Source organism: Paenibacillus hebaui (assembly GCF_051934385.1).
Taxonomy (GTDB): Bacteria; Bacillota; Bacilli; order Paenibacillales; family Paenibacillaceae; genus Paenibacillus.
Genome location: NZ_CP196836.1, coordinates 6331986 through 6348878, shown reverse-complemented (window position 1 = coordinate 6348878; position 16893 = coordinate 6331986). Strand labels below are relative to the sequence as shown.

General features: G+C 45.8%; 21 protein-coding genes and 1 rRNA gene. 20 read left to right on the top strand and 2 right to left on the bottom strand.

Annotation, left to right across the window (positions count from 1 at the left end; all coding sequences use genetic code 11):
• Positions 1-17: 17 nt before the first annotated feature.
• The 16 genes from ACR32F_RS28640 to ACR32F_RS28565 all read left to right on the top strand — a co-directional run bounded on the left by ACR32F_RS28640 (position 18) and on the right by ACR32F_RS28565 (position 11061).
• Entirely contained in the window at positions 18-662 is a 645-nt protein-coding gene (locus tag ACR32F_RS28640) for an adenylate kinase (protein ID WP_440113147.1), read from the top strand.
• A 3-nt stretch (positions 663-665) separates the two neighbouring features.
• Positions 666-1418 (top strand): type I methionyl aminopeptidase, encoded by a 753-nt coding sequence (gene map / locus ACR32F_RS28635; protein WP_440113144.1) that lies wholly within the window; start codon positions 666-668, stop codon positions 1416-1418.
• Between the two features lie 10 nt (positions 1419-1428).
• A complete protein-coding gene (locus ACR32F_RS28630; protein WP_440113141.1) occupies positions 1429-1737 on the top strand; it encodes a hypothetical protein in 309 nt (102 codons plus the stop codon).
• Between the two features lie 3 nt (positions 1738-1740).
• Complete coding sequence (infA, locus tag ACR32F_RS28625) at positions 1741-1956, top strand: translation initiation factor IF-1 (RefSeq protein WP_017692098.1); 216 nt, start codon at positions 1741-1743, stop codon at positions 1954-1956.
• 152 nt (positions 1957-2108) lie between these two features.
• Positions 2109-2222: a 50S ribosomal protein L36 gene (gene rpmJ, locus ACR32F_RS28620; protein ID WP_003333770.1), complete on the top strand. Its 114-nt coding sequence runs from the start codon at positions 2109-2111 to the stop codon at positions 2220-2222.
• 20 nt (positions 2223-2242) lie between these two features.
• Positions 2243-2611, top strand: coding sequence for a 30S ribosomal protein S13 (rpsM, locus tag ACR32F_RS28615; RefSeq protein ID WP_053779200.1), 369 nt, complete (start codon positions 2243-2245; stop codon positions 2609-2611).
• Between the two features lie 19 nt (positions 2612-2630).
• Positions 2631-3026 (top strand): 30S ribosomal protein S11, encoded by a 396-nt coding sequence (rpsK, locus tag ACR32F_RS28610; protein WP_017692100.1) that lies wholly within the window; start codon positions 2631-2633, stop codon positions 3024-3026.
• Positions 3027-3162: 136 nt separating this feature from the next.
• The gene (locus tag ACR32F_RS28605) at positions 3163-4107 is read left to right on the top strand and encodes a DNA-directed RNA polymerase subunit alpha (protein WP_024633566.1); all 945 of its coding nucleotides are present in this window, start codon (positions 3163-3165) and stop codon (positions 4105-4107) included.
• Between the two features lie 33 nt (positions 4108-4140).
• The gene (gene rplQ / locus ACR32F_RS28600) at positions 4141-4506 is read left to right on the top strand and encodes a 50S ribosomal protein L17 (RefSeq protein WP_017692102.1); all 366 of its coding nucleotides are present in this window, start codon (positions 4141-4143) and stop codon (positions 4504-4506) included.
• A 159-nt stretch (positions 4507-4665) separates the two neighbouring features.
• Positions 4666-5439: a tRNA pseudouridine(38-40) synthase TruA gene (gene truA / locus ACR32F_RS28595; protein ID WP_440120046.1), complete on the top strand. Its 774-nt coding sequence runs from the start codon at positions 4666-4668 to the stop codon at positions 5437-5439.
• A 207-nt stretch (positions 5440-5646) separates the two neighbouring features.
• On the top strand, positions 5647-6084 hold the full coding sequence (gene rplM, locus ACR32F_RS28590; protein ID WP_440113133.1) for a 50S ribosomal protein L13: 438 nt from the start codon (positions 5647-5649) through the stop codon (positions 6082-6084).
• Positions 6085-6103: 19 nt separating this feature from the next.
• Positions 6104-6496: a 30S ribosomal protein S9 gene (rpsI, locus tag ACR32F_RS28585; RefSeq protein WP_440113130.1), complete on the top strand. Its 393-nt coding sequence runs from the start codon at positions 6104-6106 to the stop codon at positions 6494-6496.
• Positions 6497-7116: 620 nt separating this feature from the next.
• Positions 7117-7809 (top strand): phosphoadenylyl-sulfate reductase, encoded by a 693-nt coding sequence (locus ACR32F_RS28580; protein ID WP_440113127.1) that lies wholly within the window; start codon positions 7117-7119, stop codon positions 7807-7809.
• Positions 7810-7886: 77 nt separating this feature from the next.
• On the top strand, positions 7887-9056 hold the full coding sequence (gene sat, locus ACR32F_RS28575) for a sulfate adenylyltransferase (protein ID WP_440113124.1): 1170 nt from the start codon (positions 7887-7889) through the stop codon (positions 9054-9056).
• Positions 9057-9125: 69 nt separating this feature from the next.
• Positions 9126-9881, top strand: a complete 756-nt coding sequence (gene cwlD, locus ACR32F_RS28570; RefSeq protein WP_440113122.1) for an N-acetylmuramoyl-L-alanine amidase CwlD — start codon at positions 9126-9128, stop codon at positions 9879-9881.
• 79 nt (positions 9882-9960) lie between these two features.
• A complete protein-coding gene (locus ACR32F_RS28565) occupies positions 9961-11061 on the top strand; it encodes a P-loop NTPase (protein ID WP_440113119.1) in 1101 nt (366 codons plus the stop codon).
• 120 nt (positions 11062-11181) lie between these two features.
• On the opposite strand, the gene gerD is transcribed toward ACR32F_RS28565, so the two are convergent.
• Positions 11182-11934, bottom strand: coding sequence for a spore germination lipoprotein GerD (gene gerD / locus ACR32F_RS28560; protein ID WP_440113116.1), 753 nt, complete (start codon positions 11932-11934; stop codon positions 11182-11184).
• 125 nt (positions 11935-12059) lie between these two features.
• Here gerD and ACR32F_RS28555 point away from each other — a divergent pair, with 125 nt between their 5' ends.
• The gene (locus ACR32F_RS28555) at positions 12060-12692 is read left to right on the top strand and encodes a KinB-signaling pathway activation protein (RefSeq protein WP_440113113.1); all 633 of its coding nucleotides are present in this window, start codon (positions 12060-12062) and stop codon (positions 12690-12692) included.
• Between the two features lie 131 nt (positions 12693-12823).
• On the opposite strand, the gene pdaB is transcribed toward ACR32F_RS28555, so the two are convergent.
• Positions 12824-13600: a polysaccharide deacetylase family sporulation protein PdaB gene (gene pdaB, locus ACR32F_RS28550; RefSeq protein ID WP_440113110.1), complete on the bottom strand. Its 777-nt coding sequence runs from the start codon at positions 13598-13600 to the stop codon at positions 12824-12826.
• A gap of 121 nt (positions 13601-13721) precedes the next feature.
• Between pdaB and ACR32F_RS28545 the strand changes: the two genes are divergently transcribed.
• From ACR32F_RS28545 to ACR32F_RS28535, 3 genes are all read left to right on the top strand, one after another.
• Positions 13722-14339 (top strand): stage II sporulation protein M, encoded by a 618-nt coding sequence (locus tag ACR32F_RS28545; RefSeq protein WP_440113107.1) that lies wholly within the window; start codon positions 13722-13724, stop codon positions 14337-14339.
• Positions 14340-14546: 207 nt separating this feature from the next.
• Entirely contained in the window at positions 14547-14777 is a 231-nt protein-coding gene (locus tag ACR32F_RS28540; RefSeq protein WP_440113104.1) for a hypothetical protein, read from the top strand.
• Positions 14778-15260: 483 nt separating this feature from the next.
• Positions 15261-16813 (top strand): 16S ribosomal RNA (locus tag ACR32F_RS28535).
• The last annotated feature ends 80 nt before the right edge of the window (positions 16814-16893 follow it).

Here is a 16893-nt window from a genome sequence, read left to right as displayed (position 1 = left end):
GGAGGGAGTGACATAACGTGAACATCCTATTCATGGGCCCTCCGGGGGCAGGAAAAGGAACGCAAGCAGACGTCATCGTGAAAGAGTTCGGTATTCCCCACATTTCAACAGGTGATGCATTTCGCCTGGCGATTAAGCAGGGAACTCCCATTGGCCTGAAAGCCAAGGAATATATGGATCAAGGATTGCTCGTACCAGATGATGTAACCATCGGCATCGTTGAAGAACGTTTGCAGCAGCCTGACTGTAGAGAAGGATTCCTCTTGGACGGTTTTCCAAGAACCCTGTCTCAAGCAGAAGCGCTCGATGGCATTCTGGATCGACTGAACTCAGGTCTCGATCATGTAATCAACCTGAAAGTGGACCGCAACAAACTTCTTGCCCGTCTGACGGGTCGTCGGATTTGTAAGAACTGTGGAGCCACATATCATGTCGTGTTTAATCCGCCTAAGCAGGAAGGTACTTGTGATAAATGCGGCGGTGAGTTGTATCAACGTTCTGATGATAATGAAGAGAGCGTAGGAACACGACTGGACGAATATATCAACAAAACAGCACCACTCCTCACGTTTTATGAGAATAAAGGGCTTCTTCGTCAAATGGACGGAGAGCAGGATATCGATCAAGTTTCTCAACAAATCGTGTCCTTACTGCGAGGTTAATTGATGATCATTGGTAAGTCAGAAACGGAACTGGGCTTGATGAGGGAAGCAGGGAGAATTGTTGCAGAAACGCATCGTCTCTTGGCAGAGCATATCGCTCCCGGTATTACGACTGGAGAACTTGACCATATGGCTGATCAGTATATCCGCAGTCAAGGAGCTGTGCCGTCTTTCAAAGGTTATAACGGTTTTCCTGCCAGTGTGTGCGCTTCAGTGAATGAAGAGTTGGTACATGGATTTCCCGGCAAACGCAAGTTGAACGAGGGCGATATTGTTACGTTTGACATTGGCGCGCAGTACCAGGGGTATCACGGAGATTCTGCTTGGACTTATCCAGTCGGCCTTATTTCCGAAGAAGCCCGTCGTCTTCTGGACGTTACTGAGGCTTCGTTATACGCAGGTCTGGCGCTGGTGAAACCGGACGTTCGCTTGTTTACAATATCTCATGCGATTCAGAAGTATATTGAAGATGCTGGTTTTTCGGTAGTACGTGAATATGTCGGTCACGGTATAGGCGCCGATCTACATGAAGAACCACAGATTCCGAACTATGGTCTTCCCGAACGGGGGCCACGGCTCAAAGCGGGCATGGTGCTGGCCATAGAGCCGATGGTTAACGCAGGCAGACGGTATGTGAAGACGTTGGAGGATAACTGGACTGTCGTTACTGTCGATGGATCGTTATGTGCACACTTTGAACACACCGTAGCAGTTACACCAGATGGCATGGAAATTTTCACAAAACTGAATGCGTAGGTGATAAGGCATGAACAATCAGTCTAATCCGCAGCTCGGTCAACTTGTGAAGATCCGTAAAGGCCGCAATGCGGACCAAGCCGCAGTAATTGTTGCTATAGCGGACAATAAGTTCGTATATATTGCGGATGGAGACAAACGTAAGTTTGATCAACCGAAGAAGAAGAATCTTCTTCATCTGGAACTCCAGCCGGTGATTAGCAGCGAGGTCGTAAACAGTTTAAACGAGAGTGGTCGGGTGACAAACGGAAAGCTCCGCTATGCGGTTCATTCGTTTCTGGAATCCACCAACATTCAAGCTGAAGAGAAAGGAGACTAACTAATGGCCAAGGAAGATGTCATTGAAGTGGAAGGTACGGTTCTTGAACCGCTACCGAATGCAACGTTCAAGGTTGAGCTTGAGAACGGTCATCAAATTCTCGCTCACGTTTCCGGAAAGTTGCGGATGCACTTTATCCGTATCCTGACTGGAGACAAAGTGGTTGTTCAGTTATCACCTTATGATTTGACAAAAGGTCGTATAACTTACCGTAAATAGTAGTAGACAGTTGCAATGAACTGTGAAGCTTATGTAGCGGGTTTTGCCCGGCAAAACTTGCGAAAGCTTCGAAGCCGGTTTTACAATGGTAAAACAAGGTCAATGCTTACGAAGAGGGTTTTGCTCAGCAAAACTTTGAGGAGGTAATTCACATGAAGGTAAGACCTTCGGTCAAGCCGATTTGCGAAAAGTGCAAAGTCATTCGCCGCAAAGGGAATGTTATGGTTATCTGTGAAAATCCGAAACACAAACAAAAACAAGGTTAAAGAAGGGGGTGTAGCGTAAAATGGCACGTATAGCTGGTGTGGATTTGCCACGTGATAAGCGCGTTGAGATCGCCTTGACTTATATTTTCGGAATCGGTAAAACGACTTCCCAGAAAATTCTGAGCACAACAGGCATCAATCGTGACACTCGTGTTCGCGATTTGACGGAAGATGAAGTCAGCAAATTGCGTGAAAGTATCGACAAAGAGGTCAAAGTTGAAGGTGACCTGCGTCGTGAAATCTCTTTGAATATTAAGCGTTTGACGGAGATCGGTTGTTACCGTGGAGTTCGTCATCGTCGTGGTCTGCCTGTTCGTGGACAACGTACGAAAACGAATGCTCGTACTCGTAAAGGTCCTCGTCGTACTGTAGCGAACAAGAAGAAATAATAAGGGGGGATAAGAGAAAATGGCTAAACCGAAAAAAGTCGTACGTACTAAACGTCGTGACCGTAAAAATATTGAATCTGGCGTGGCACATATCCGCTCCACGTTCAATAACACTATCGTTACCATTACGGACCCTCACGGAAATGCAATTTCGTGGGCAAGCTCAGGCGGCCTCGGATTCAGAGGCTCCCGTAAATCGACTCCGTTTGCTGCACAAATGGCTGCTGAGACTGCTGCCAAAGCTGCAATGGAACATGGGATGAAAGCCGTTGAGGTTATGGTTAAAGGACCAGGCGCAGGCCGTGAAGCAGCGATTCGCTCTTTGCAAGCCGCTGGTCTTGAAGTTAACCTGATCAAAGACGTAACTCCAGTCCCGCATAACGGATGTCGTCCTCCAAAACGTCGTCGTGTCTAATGAGATTTGCCCCTGCGTGTGGTATATTTCCGGCACAATCTGCTAATAATGGTTGTTTAGGCATACTACTACATGTTTTCGCAAGAGAAGGTAAATGTTTCATAGAGGACCGACGTTTTGAAGGAGGGGTATTGCAGTGATTGAAATCGAAAAGCCGAAAATTGAGACGGTAGACGTCAACGATGATGGCACCTATGGGAAATTCGTAGTAGAACCGCTAGAGCGCGGATACGGTACGACGCTTGGAAACTCGCTTCGCCGAATCTTGCTCTCTTCACTGCCGGGTGCGGCAGTGTCTTCGGTTCAAATCGATGGCGTTCTGCATGAATTTGCTACAGTTCCTGGAGTAATGGAAGATGTAACGGAGATTATTCTTAACCTGAAAGCTTTGTCGCTTAAAATTCATTCGGATGAGGAGAAAGTTCTCGAGATTGATGCTGAAGGCGAAGGAGCAATCACGGCTGGAGATATCCGTGCTGATTCCGATGTGGAAATCCTTAACCCGGATCTGCACATTGCTACGCTCGGACCAGGTTCGAGACTTCACATGCGTATTTTTGCCAATCGCGGTCGCGGATACGTCCAGGCAGATCGGAATAAACGCGATGACCAGCCGATCGGTGTCATCCCAGTCGATTCGATCTTTACCCCGATTAGTCGCGTCAATTATGCCGTGGAAAATACGCGTGTCGGTCAAGTGACCAACTATGACAAGCTCACGTTGGAAGTTTGGACTGATGGAAGTATTCGGCCGGAAGAAGCCGTAAGTCTTGGCGCTAAAATTTTGACCGAGCATCTGATGCTCTTCGTGGGTCTTACAGACGAAGCGAAAGATGCAGAGATTATGGTCGAAAAAGAAGAAGACAAAAAAGAAAAAGTACTCGAAATGACGATCGAAGAGCTGGATCTCTCTGTTCGTTCCTACAATTGCCTCAAACGTGCCGGTATTAATACTGTGCAAGAGCTGACTACGAAAACGGAAGAAGACATGATGAAAGTCCGTAACCTCGGACGCAAGTCTTTGGAAGAAGTTCAAGAGAAGCTTGAGGAACTTGGATTGGGACTACGAACAGAAGAATAGACAGCCGAGTGCTTGAGTGAAGGAGGGAAAATAATGGCATACCAAAAGTTGGGCCGTAATTCCAGCGCACGTAAAGCTTTGTTCCGTGACCTGGTTACCGACCTGTTCTTATACGAACGTATTCAGACAACTGAAGCGAAAGCAAAAGAGGTTCGTTCTATTGCTGAAAAACTGATCACTAAAGCGAAAAAGGGAGATCTTCATGCCCGTCGTCAAGTGGCAGCTTATGTTCGCCGCGAAACAATCGATGGTGAGCAAGATGCAATCCAAAAACTGTTTAGTGAATTGTCCGGCCGTTACGCTGAGCGTCCAGGTGGATACACTCGTATCCTTAAACTGGGACCTCGTCGTGGTGACGCTGCGCCTATGGTTTACTTGGAACTGGTTGACCGCGCGTAAATCGGATGAGATGAGGAAAGGGGACAGGATCGATGATTCTGGATTAACCCTTTTTTTCTCTTCATTTCGGAATTCGTGCTGTAATAGAAGCTCCGTAAGGGGCTTCTTTTGCTGTTCGGGATAGGTACATGTATAGTATGGAACAAAGGTGTGGTTATGATGCGCAACTTGTGTATGACGTTAACTTATGATGGCACTGCCTATTACGGCTTTCAGGTACAGCCGGGAGGGAACACCATTCAGGATCATCTTGAAGATGCTATTCATGCTTTAACCGGTGAGAAAGTTAAAATTACGGGTTCAGGCAGGACGGATGCGGGCGTTCATGCTCGTAGACAGATCTTTAATTTTCCTACGGAATCCCAAATCCCGATTGAACGTTGGTGTATTGCACTCAACTCTAGATTACCTTCCGATATTATCGTTATTGATGCGGTTGAAGTACCGACCGATTTTCATTCTCGCTATGCTGCGAAAAAGAAAACGTATCGATACACGGTCAATGCGAATCAATTTCCGGATGTATTCAACAGAAGACTGCAATATCATCATCACGCCAAGCTGGACATTGCGGCAATGCAGGAGGGGGTACGTCATTTTATAGGTACGTATGATTTCACCTCCTTTGCTTCACGCAAGTCTCAGAAAGACAATCATGTACGTTCGGTGTACGAAGCATGGTTAGAAGTGGACCGTTCAATGTGCAGAGACCATCCACGTGATCAGGGTATCATTCACATCTATGTGAGTGGTAACGGCTTTTTGCAGCATATGGTCCGTATTATTGTGGGTACGCTGCTGGAAATCGGAGAGGGCAAACGGAAAGCCTCCGATGTACCGAATATGATTGCTGCACGCAATCGTTCTGCTGCTGGACCTACCTCAGTTAGCAGTGGTTTAATGCTCTGGGACCTCGAATACAAAAAAGATTAAATTTGTGAAGTGAAATGCTTAATTAACACTTGCGATTTAAGCTCCTATCATGTAATATAAAAGTTGTGTTTTCTTAATGGCTTTCCCACAAGCCCCAATTAAGAGCTTCACATCGAAACAACTATCCATCAACACCTAAAAAGTTATTATCTAATGAACGAAGATAAATGAAAATTTGATTATGAACATTTCAAGGAGGAACTTTTCATGCGTACAACGTACATGGCGAAGCCTAATGAACTTGAGCGCCAATGGCACATCATTGATGCCGAAGGTAAAACGCTCGGACGTTTGGCTACCGAAGCAGCTGCTTTGATCCGCGGCAAACACAAGCCTCAATTCACTCCACATGTGGACACTGGCGATTTCGTTGTTGTCATCAATGCTGAGAAAATCGTATTGACTGGTAATAAAATGCAAGATAAAAAATACTACCGTCACTCAATGCACCCAGGTGGTTTGAAAGTAACAACTGCTGAGGAAATGATTAAAAACAAACCGGAACGTGTCTTGGAATTGGCTGTTCGCGGTATGCTTCCTAAAACTCGCATGGGCGAGAAAATGAAGCTGAGACTTAAAGCGTACAAAGGCGCTGAGCATCCACATGCAGCACAAAAACCAGAAGTTTACGAACTTCGCGGTTAATTAAAAGGAGGACAGTTTCATGGCACAAGTACAATACTATGGGACAGGTCGTCGTAAACATTCGGTAGCACGTGTTCGCCTTGTACCGGGTGAAGGACGCATTGTCATCAATAAACGTGATATTAATGAATACTTCGGTTTGGAAACACTCAAACTGATCGTAAAACAACCACTGAACCTGACAGAAACGCTCGGCAATTATGACGTTCTTGTTATCGCTCATGGTGGCGGTATCTCCGGTCAAGCCGGTGCGATCCGTCATGGTATCTCCCGCGCTCTGTTGAAAGCAGATCCGGAATACCGTGCTTCCCTGAAAAAAGCTGGATTCCTGACTCGTGACCCACGGATGAAAGAACGTAAAAAATACGGTCTCAAAGCCGCACGTCGCGCTCCTCAGTTCTCCAAACGTTAATATGCATTACAAGCCTTTGGCCTCGGTCAAAGGCTTTTTTGTATGTAAATAAGCTTTTTGAAATTGTCGTTCTATCGTTGTCTAATTTTAATTCGTCAGCACTCGTGCAACACACACCTACTTACGCTTCGTTTGATCCCCCATGTATCTTCTTCGTGAAACAGTTCTACGCCAATTCTTTGCTTACCAATCATCAGTCTTTCTTATGGTTTCGATAAAAGTAACTTACAAGTGAAGGGGGAGATATCAGATGGTATTTCAGCTTCAAAAATGAATATCTATATATAAGCTTCTATCGCTCCAGGTTATTATGAAATGTACTCATCATAGATTCAGAACGATAAACCCAGAAGGGGCAAGGATTTAGGGGCTGATAGCTATCTTAATAGTCAGTAGAATATGATGAGCAACGTGTTCAATTCTTATCCTTCCAATGAAAGTTTGAACAAATTGAACCAATTGACTTAACAAATATGCCTACACCAATGAGCTCCAAATGATTTATTTTTCCATATGGCAGGCATTGACATCCTAGGTGAAAGATTTATACTATACATAATTCATATTAGATTAGTCGGCTTTAATGATTTGTTGAAATGCAGAATGGGGGAAATTTAGAAATGAACTTGTTGGAGAAAGAAGAGCTTGCACGCACCAAAGCTGAAGAGTTGGAAAATGCGAGTCCGGAAGACATTATCCGTTATGCAATTGAGACGTTTCCAAATATCACTTTTGCATGCAGCTTCGGTGCAGAAGATGTTGTACTTGTAGATATGCTCCAGAAGATAAGTCCATCCACAGATGTATTTTATCTAGACACTGATTTTCATTTTAAGGAAACTTACGAGACACGTGACATAATGCAGGAGAAGTATAATCTTGAATTTGTCCGTGTTGCACCCAAGATCACGCCTGAAGAGCAAGCCGCTCAACATGGAGAGCAATTGTGGAAGTCGGATCCCAATGCATGTTGTAATATCCGCAAAGTTGAGCCGCTGACACGTATACTATCCCAGTATGATGCATGGATCACGGGAATTCGGAGAGATCAGGCACCGACGCGTGCAAATTCGAAGAAGGTCGAGTATGATGCAAAGTTTGGACTCATGAAGTTTAACCCCATTGCTCATTGGACGACTGAGGACGTGTGGGATTATATTCGTGCCAATAACGTCGTATACAATCCGCTGCATGATCAAAACTACCCAAGCATTGGCTGTGAGTATTGCACACGTCAGGTTATGCCTGGTGAGGATCCACGTGCCGGACGCTGGTCTGGTAATGACAAAACGGAATGTGGTCTTCATAAATAATTCAATGCTGAGTAATGTTCAAAATAATTTGGCAATATTTTTTCATGATAAAATTGGAGAAACAGGGAGCTGACAAGATGACTTCGATTCTGCCTCATGGAGGTGCGCTGGTACAGCGTGTCGTACAAGGAGAAGAACGGGAACAATTATTACGAGAGAGTGAGAAGCTGTCTTCTTTACGTATTAACACTTGGACAATTTCGGATCTCGATCTGATCGGTGTGGGTGCATTCTCACCATTACAGGGTTTCATGAATGAAGAAGACTATCTTTCCGTGCTATCACGTATGCGTCTTGCAGATGGTACAGTGTGGAGTATACCCATCACACTGGCTGTAGATGAGCAACAGGTTGCATCACTCAAGCTTGGGGAGACTGTGGCACTTGTTGGCGATCATGATGGGGTAACCTATGGACTGCTTGAGGTGAAGAGCATATACAAGGTGGATCAGGGTGAAGAAGCACGTCGTGTATTCAAGACCGATGATCCGGAGCATCCGGGTGTGAAAAAGCTGTTGGAACGACCTGCAACTTATGTAGGAGGACCGATTCAGGTTTTAACTCGCCCTAAACCTGCCAAATTCGAACAGTTCTATTATGACCCTGCAGAGACACGTCAAACTTTTCAGGAGAAGGGTTGGAATACCGTTGTTGGTTTTCAGACACGTAATCCAGTCCATCGTGCTCATGAGTACATTCAGAAGAGTGCAATGGAGATTGTGGATGGCCTGTTTCTTAACCCGCTCGTAGGAGAAACCAAATCGGATGATGTTCCTGCTGATGTGCGGATGAAAAGTTATCTGGTGTTGCTGGAGAACTATTACCCATCTGATCGTGCGTTCCTTGGTGTCTTTCCTGCGGCTATGCGGTATGCAGGTCCACGGGAAGCGATTTTCCATGCGATGGTGCGTAAAAATTACGGTTGTACCCACTTTATAGTGGGTCGGGATCATGCAGGTGTGGGCGACTACTATGGAACCTATGAAGCACAGGAGATCTTCTCCAACTTCACAGCCGAAGAACTCGATATCACACCTTTGTTCTTTGAACATAGTTTCTTCTGTACCAAATGTGGAAATATGGCTTCCAGCAAAACCTGTCCGCATGATAAGGAGCACCATATGGCTCTATCCGGTACGAAAGTACGCGGTTTGCTACGTGACGGTAAATGCCCACCACCTGAGTTTACGCGACCAGAAGTAGCTGAGGTGCTGATTGAAGGAATGGCTGAGCAAGTCCGGTCCTAACGGTATATTTGTCCACCTTGTCCCATATAGATGATTAGAGTCATTTATAGGGACGAGGTGGTTTTTTTTATGCGTAAAAATATGGGGAAGCATTTTGTAGTCTGGATCAGGTTGCGGACAATTAAAAGGGTCATGCTTAGTCTCTGTCTGCTAGCCATGTTTGTGGCGGTGGTAACGTATGAACTTCCTTCATCCAAAATGTCCGGCTACTGGAGTTTGCCGTTAGCAGGTAAAGTCATAGCCATTGATGCAGGACATGGGGGACCCGATGGAGGAGCAGTTAGTAAGCAGGGAGTGATTGAGAAAGATATTAATTTGTCCATTGCCCTGTATGTACGAGATTATCTGCAACAAGCCGGTGCTCTCGTTGTCATGACCCGAGAAATAGACACAGATCTGGCGGAGTCAGATACTAAGGGGTACTCGAAACGGAAGACGGAAGATCTTAAACAAAGAGTAAGACGAATCGAGGATAAACAGGCAGATCTCTTTATTAGTATTCACATGAATAGTGTTCCTTCGAATCGATGGAGTGGGGCACAAGTTTTTTATACACCGAACCATCCGGATAATGAAGGACTGGCCAACCTGCTTCAACAAGAAATGATTCGCAATTTGGAAAATACAGATCGAATCGCCAAAACGGTGAACACCGTTTATTTGTTGCAGGCCCTGAAGATCCCATCGGCACTAGTGGAAGTGGGGTTTCTTTCTCATCCGGAAGAGGCACGTATGCTCGCAGATGAAACCTATCAGCGTAAAGTAGCTGCATCCATCTATAACGGAATTCTCCGTTATTCCTCGGGAGAACATCCTAAAAGTTAGTCACAACGAGAAAGGTAATGATATAATTGGAACAGCATACCTAATTACATGCCAATAGATAAAGCTGAGGTGCTGTCTGATGTTATCCAAAGAACAGATACTTGAACTGTTGCAGCCATTACAGGAACCCCAATTGGGAGTAAGTCTGACCGAACTGCAGTGGATCCGCAATATCATGGTTAAAGAAGATCATATTGCTCTTACTATTGTGACGTTGGAGAACCGCTCTGAGGATACAACGGCTCTGAGTGATGCCACGCGCAATCTGTTATCCCAACACGGATTGAAGGATGTACATATTCGCCTGCGTGCAGCGTCTGAGCATGAGCGTGAGAGCCTGAATATGGGACAACCTGATAATGAGGAAGACCCGGATGAAGTACTCGTCAAAGGTCATGCAGCGGGTCTGGATGGACATGAGTTGCTAAGTCCTGAGTCCGGTGTACGTTTTATTGCTGTGGCCAGTGGTAAAGGTGGGGTCGGCAAATCGACGGTTACCGTTAATCTGGCTGCTGCTCTTGCACGTCAAGGCAAAAAAGTGGGTTTGATTGATGCAGATATATACGGTTTTAGTGTACCCGATATGATGGGGATTGAAGAATACCCCGTTGTAGAAGAGGGGATCATTCAACCCGTTGAGCGTTTTGGTGTAAAAGTCATGTCGATGGGATTCTTTATTCGGGAAAACAATCCGGTGATCTGGCGTGGACCGATGCTGGGGCGGATGCTGCGCCAATTCTTTACCGATGTAAATTGGGGAGAGCTGGATTATATACTGCTTGATCTGCCTCCAGGCACAGGTGACGTTGCATTGGACGTACATCAGATGCTGCCACACAGCAAAGAGATCATTGTTACGACACCACATGCAACAGCAGCTTTTGTAGCCGCGCGTGCAGGAGCAATGGCGATTCAGACAGATCATGAGCTGCTTGGTGTTGTAGAGAATATGGCTTACTATGAATGTGGAAACTGTGGAGAGAAAGATTATGTGTTTGGTCGGGGTGGCGGCGGCCGACTTGCCGAGAGTCTCCACACCGGTCTACTTGCACAAATTCCATTAGGTACACCGGATAATCATATTTCCGAGCCTGATTTCTCGCCATCCGTATACAAGGCGGATAGCCGTATAGGTGCAATTTATGATGAAGTTGCCCGCTCGGTCGATCGCAAATTCTAATAGCATACGAACGAAAATAAAAGCCTGCATCCATCGGATGTAGGCTTTGTTTCAGCAGATAAGACAAATAACAAATATCAAATTACAATTTAACAGTAGCAACGTTCACTTCATGCTTGTTTATGAGCTTCCACCACCTTCGTCGCCGCCGCCACCACTTCCGCCGTCACCGCCGTCATCCTTACTTTGTCCGTCTTGCTGTTCTTCTTGTTTTCCGCCGCTCTCTACTTTGGGTTGCAGCTCTTCCTGCACGACTTTCTTAAGAAGGGTCAGCACTTCCATCCGGAATAAAGGGTTCTGCATAACTTCTTGCATCACAGTCATTGTTTGTTTACGATATTCAGGTGTTTTGGTCATGTCCATAAACATCTTGGATACCTCCGGTGATTTCATGACATCCCCAATGGATTTTTGATACGTGGGGTCCTTGATTAACTGCATATGCAATTGTTTGCTTTGGGAGTTAATCACTTTGGCGAATTCACCGGCAAACTGCGGGTCTGTCATGATTTTTTCAAATTCCTTTTGGTATTCTGGAGCCGTGATGGTATCTTTGACAGCAATACGTATTTGTTCCGAAGATTGCATTGGCATTAACATTTTCATACCGACTGTTCCAGATCCGCCGCCTGAAGCACCACCTTGGCCAGAGCCTCCACTTTCTCCGCCACCGGAACCGGAAGAACTTTGTCCAGTAAGGGCTTCTTCGACCGCTTTCTTGCCTTCATCACTTTTGAGAATATCCACGACCATGGTTTTCATCTCTTTATAACCGCCCTGAGGAGGCGAATAGTTCTGATCTGAACCGCAACCAGCAAGCATGAGCGAAAGCCCAAATACGGCACAATATAACTGCCACAAAGGCCGTTTCATGTTACAACCCCTCCTTGGATTAGATACTGCTTGTAGTATGTGATGGGAAACTGCTAAATATGTTGAACGATGATGGTTTTTTGCTGTGAAGGTTGGTAAAATAAACTCTCGGGGGTGGAAAACATTTGAATTTACGTAAATGGTTTTTCCTATTTTGGACAGCTTTGCTTATCGGGGCTGCAGGATCGTTAATGACTGGTCTGATTATGATGCTGGTTAACGGAGAGAAAATGAAAGGATTGACCGATTTTTTACTGTATCTCCTGATACTATTTGGGTCCGGCATTATGATTAGTGTGTATTCGCAAATGGGTTTCTTCGCATACTTGATATTGAACTACATGGGTAAGGGTGTATTTCCTAAACGAGGTTGGCAAATCGTGCAGATTGTTCTGACCGTGCTCGCGTTGCTTGACGTGATGTTTTTGCGACTGTTTGTCGGTGGAGGCAGAGAGCGCCTATCCGATATTATGCTTGGGCTTATTATTTTAGCAACGGCAATTGTTACCGCTTACGTGAAGGTGAAACAGACACATATTTCGGCGCTGGTACCTACGCTCTTTTTCATGGTGGCTATTACCGTGGTTGAGACGATCGGCGTGTTGCGAATTGATGTGAATGCAGCGACCATCTTTATTGTGGTTCCATTACTGATATGTAATGCATACCAAATGCTGATACTACATAGGTTGGTAGGTGGCTCTATGGAGCAGGAGCTAAGCGAAAAGACGGATCAGGTAAAAGAAAGCCTCGCATAGTGCTAGCACTTACGAAAAAACGTCAAAAAGAGCTAACCTGGTTAGCTCTTTTGATTTTTAGGCGCTCCAGCGCCTTTTTACATTGGGATGTTCTAATGGTTAAATGTAAGTTGGACAGTATGATCTAATATTCACTGTATGCTGGCTTGATCGCGAACCTCAGTACCTTTGACACTTGAATGATTCAGCAGCTCGGAGACCGTAACGAATTCATACCCTTGTTTCTTTAACTTATCGATAATGACAGGTAGTGCTTCATGCGTTTGTTTCGAGGAATCACTGGCGTGCAGCAACACGATGTCACCCGGGTGTGCTTTGCTGACAACACGATCAACAATGGTCTGTACACCTGGATTCTTCCAATCCTGCGAGTCGGTATCCCACTGCACAACTTGGTAGTTTAGACTGTTAGCAACCTGAAGGACACGTTTGTCAAAGTCGCCATTGGGCAAACGCAGCAATTTCGGTTCTTTTCCCGTTAAATCGGTTAAAATGCTATGAGCTGTCGAAATTTCCTTACGGATTTCTTCTTCAGTCAGACGGGTGTAATTGTCGTGTTTGTGCCCATGGCTGCCAATTTCGTACCCTGCGTCTTTGATCGCTGTGACAATCTCGGGGTGAGTCTTGCTCCAGGGGGAGGATAAGAAAAAGGTGGCCTTCTGCACCTTATTATCTTGGAGGACTTTCAAAATGGGCTCAGTCCGTTTATCTCCCCAGCTAACATCAAAGGTTAACGCAATAACCTTCTTCTCCGTTGGAACGCTGTACACGGCGGAAGGTGTCTCCTCCGAGAAAACGGAAATATTGCCGCTCTCCAGATAGATAATCCCGATCGCAAAGATGGCAGCAACTAGCACAATCAGGAAACGTTTGATCTTTTTTCCGCTAAATACATAGAACGAGTTCATTTCAATAAGCGCCCCTCTCCCATAAGAAATGCTTGTTTACTCTCCAATGTATGCTCGTACCTCACAGTTATTCGTATTAGACGTTTGTTTGTCCATTATCTTGGTTCCACAGGAGGTTATTATGTTAAAATTCAGTACATTTCTTAGAGGTCTAGGTTCCATTCGTAGTGCATTAATCTGGTCTGTTGTGTTGTTTGTGGTTGGGATAGGTACAGGGTGGGTTAGTACGGGTCCGTTAGAGGAGCTGTTGTTGAACCAAATTGGAGGATTACGAGAGGTTAGCGAACGGCTGGAGCAGGGGGGCAATGTGCAATGGAACTTTTTCCTCTTTATCTTTTTTAACAATGCTATCAAAAGTGTGCTCGTCATCTATGCCGGTATTTTCTTCGGGATCTTGCCAGTCATTTTCCTGTTGATCAATGGAATGGTTATCGGATTTTTGGTACACACCACAATGAACTATGGAGCGAGTTTCTTTGATATTGTCGTTAAGGGACTCCTTCCCCATGGCATTATTGAGATTCCGGTGATTATTATTGCTTGTGCATTCGGTCTCAGGTTTGGTGGCCTGGTTGTCAAAAGTCTTGTACAACTTGGGGGAGCCAAACGGCATATGATTGGCAACCAGTGGGGGACATACATGCGTACTACCGTAACCGCGTCCTGCTGGATTGTGATTTTGCTTCTTATTGCAGCTATTATCGAAAGTACACTCACTTACAGCCTGGTACGAGGATAAATTTGTATGGGATAACATTCATAAATTTTCAGAAAGTTGACCATAACAATAAAACGGGTTTCAGCAGCAACCACAAAAAGACAAAGAAAAGGATTCTGGGTTGCTGCTAAAACCGGCGTTGTTCGATATAAGCCCTGATTAGATGATCACGGATAACAGATATACACGGGCGCGCCATTATCCATATGCAGAAAAAGGAGAACTCTAATGCTGGGTATGCTGTTTAACGAGAAGGAATGCAAAGAACTGGATTATGTACTACGCAAAGAATTGGATGAAATGTTGTTTGACCTAAGTGACAATCGCCTCGATCAAGAGATTAAATACGCTATTGCGAGTCGATACAAGACTGTATTTCGAATGTATGCACGCTTTGCGCCACCTAAAGAGTTATCCAAATATGCAAGAGGCGGCAAATTGAAAACATCCAAGCCATAAATATATCGGTAGTGGTATATCCTTAGTCCATCAGTGTAAGAGAGGTGCGGCCCGTAAAGCACGCGCTGTACCTCAAACATCATGAATCTGTAATGGATTAACTAAGGCACTGAAAGAATTTGTCGATAAAAGGTTGACCTTTTCTAAATCATATGATAAATTAATTTTCGTTCCTTTTTTAAGGAATTGTTCACTTGGATAAGTGCTGAGACAAACGATTGAAATTAAATCGAAAAAAAGTGCTTGCAAAGTAAACTGACACATGATATATTATAAAAGTTGCCGCTGAAAACAACGACAACTTGAAAAACAGTAACAAATTGAATGTTTGATCTTTGAAAACTGAACAACGAGTGAGTAAACATTTTGCTTGCAGAATGAACGCGAAAGTTTGAGACAAGCCTTGGCTTGAATCGACTGGAGCACAAATGAGATTTTTAATCTCGTCAGATTCAAAATGAGCTTATCGCTCTTTTCAATACTTTATTGGAGAGTTTGATCCTGGCTCAGGACGAACGCTGGCGGCATGCCTAATACATGCAAGTCGAGCGGAGTGGATAGGAAGCTTGCTTCCTTGATACTTAGCGGCGGACGGGTGAGTAACACGTAGGCAACCTGCCCTCAAGCTTGGGACAACTACCGGAAACGGTAGCTAATACCGAATACTTGTTTTCTTCTCCTGAAGGAAACTGGAAAGACGGAGCAATCTGTCACTTGGGGATGGGCCTGCGGCGCATTAGCTAGTTGGTGAGGTAACGGCTCACCAAGGCGACGATGCGTAGCCGACCTGAGAGGGTGATCGGCCACACTGGGACTGAGACACGGCCCAGACTCCTACGGGAGGCAGCAGTAGGGAATCTTCCGCAATGGGCGAAAGCCTGACGGAGCAATGCCGCGTGAGTGATGAAGGTTTTCGGATCGTAAAGCTCTGTTGCCAGGGAAGAACGTCCTTGAGAGTAACTGCTCAAGGAGTGACGGTACCTGAGAAGAAAGCCCCGGCTAACTACGTGCCAGCAGCCGCGGTAATACGTAGGGGGCAAGCGTTGTCCGGAATTATTGGGCGTAAAGCGCGCGCAGGCGGTCATTTAAGTCTGGTGTTTAATCCCGGGGCTCAACCCCGGATCGCACTGGAAACTGGGTGACTTGAGTGCAGAAGAGGAGAGTGGAATTCCACGTGTAGCGGTGAAATGCGTAGATATGTGGAGGAACACCAGTGGCGAAGGCGACTCTCTGGGCTGTAACTGACGCTGAGGCGCGAAAGCGTGGGGAGCAAACAGGATTAGATACCCTGGTAGTCCACGCCGTAAACGATGAGTGCTAGGTGTTAGGGGTTTCGATACCCTTGGTGCCGAAGTTAACACATTAAGCACTCCGCCTGGGGAGTACGGTCGCAAGACTGAAACTCAAAGGAATTGACGGGGACCCGCACAAGCAGTGGAGTATGTGGTTTAATTCGAAGCAACGCGAAGAACCTTACCAGGTCTTGACATCCCTCTGATCGATGCAGAGATGTATCTTTCCTTCGGGACAGAGGAGACAGGTGGTGCATGGTTGTCGTCAGCTCGTGTCGTGAGATGTTGGGTTAAGTCCCGCAACGAGCGCAACCCTTATATTTAGTTGCCAGCACTTCGGGTGGGCACTCTAGATAGACTGCCGGTGACAAACCGGAGGAAGGTGGGGATGACGTCAAATCATCATGCCCCTTATGACCTGGGCTACACACGTACTACAATGGCCGGTACAACGGGCTGCGAAATCGCGAGATGGAGCGAATCCCAACAAAGCCGGTCTCAGTTCGGATTGCAGGCTGCAACTCGCCTGCATGAAGTCGGAATTGCTAGTAATCGCGGATCAGCATGCCGCGGTGAATACGTTCCCGGGTCTTGTACACACCGCCCGTCACACCACGAGAGTTTATAACACCCGAAGTCGGTGGGGTAACCGCAAGGAGCCAGCCGCCGAAGGTGGGATAGATGATTGGGGTGAAGTCGTAACAAGGTAGCCGTATCGGAAGGTGCGGCTGGATCACCTCCTTTCTATGGAGAATCGTTTCCCGAGTGGAAACATTCAAAACCAAGTCTTCAGGAAGCATGCTTCCGAAGCGAGCTTTACTTCG

Bases quoted from the DNA above. Each gene is read 5' to 3' on its own strand.
- map (WP_440113144.1), top strand. From the start codon at position 666: ATGATCATTGGTAAGTCAGAAACGGAACTGGGCTTGATGAGGGAAGCA.
- ACR32F_RS28630 (WP_440113141.1), top strand. From the start codon at position 1,429: ATGAACAATCAGTCTAATCCGCAGCTCGGTCAACTTGTGAAGATCCGT.
- infA (WP_017692098.1), top strand. From the start codon at position 1,741: ATGGCCAAGGAAGATGTCATTGAAGTGGAAGGTACGGTTCTTGAACCG.
- rpmJ (WP_003333770.1), top strand. From the start codon at position 2,109: ATGAAGGTAAGACCTTCGGTCAAGCCGATTTGCGAAAAGTGCAAAGTC.
- rpsM (WP_053779200.1), top strand. From the start codon at position 2,243: ATGGCACGTATAGCTGGTGTGGATTTGCCACGTGATAAGCGCGTTGAG.
- rpsK (WP_017692100.1), top strand. From the start codon at position 2,631: ATGGCTAAACCGAAAAAAGTCGTACGTACTAAACGTCGTGACCGTAAA.
- rplQ (WP_017692102.1), top strand. From the start codon at position 4,141: ATGGCATACCAAAAGTTGGGCCGTAATTCCAGCGCACGTAAAGCTTTG.
- truA (WP_440120046.1), top strand. From the start codon at position 4,666: ATGCGCAACTTGTGTATGACGTTAACTTATGATGGCACTGCCTATTAC.
- rplM (WP_440113133.1), top strand. From the start codon at position 5,647: ATGCGTACAACGTACATGGCGAAGCCTAATGAACTTGAGCGCCAATGG.
- rpsI (WP_440113130.1), top strand. From the start codon at position 6,104: ATGGCACAAGTACAATACTATGGGACAGGTCGTCGTAAACATTCGGTA.
- ACR32F_RS28580 (WP_440113127.1), top strand. From the start codon at position 7,117: ATGAACTTGTTGGAGAAAGAAGAGCTTGCACGCACCAAAGCTGAAGAG.
- sat (WP_440113124.1), top strand. From the start codon at position 7,887: ATGACTTCGATTCTGCCTCATGGAGGTGCGCTGGTACAGCGTGTCGTA.
- cwlD (WP_440113122.1), top strand. From the start codon at position 9,126: ATGCGTAAAAATATGGGGAAGCATTTTGTAGTCTGGATCAGGTTGCGG.
- ACR32F_RS28565 (WP_440113119.1), top strand. From the start codon at position 9,961: ATGTTATCCAAAGAACAGATACTTGAACTGTTGCAGCCATTACAGGAA.
- gerD (WP_440113116.1), bottom strand. From the start codon at position 11,934: ATGAAACGGCCTTTGTGGCAGTTATATTGTGCCGTATTTGGGCTTTCG.
- pdaB (WP_440113110.1), bottom strand. From the start codon at position 13,600: ATGAACTCGTTCTATGTATTTAGCGGAAAAAAGATCAAACGTTTCCTG.
- ACR32F_RS28545 (WP_440113107.1), top strand. From the start codon at position 13,722: ATGTTAAAATTCAGTACATTTCTTAGAGGTCTAGGTTCCATTCGTAGT.
- ACR32F_RS28540 (WP_440113104.1), top strand. From the start codon at position 14,547: ATGCTGGGTATGCTGTTTAACGAGAAGGAATGCAAAGAACTGGATTAT.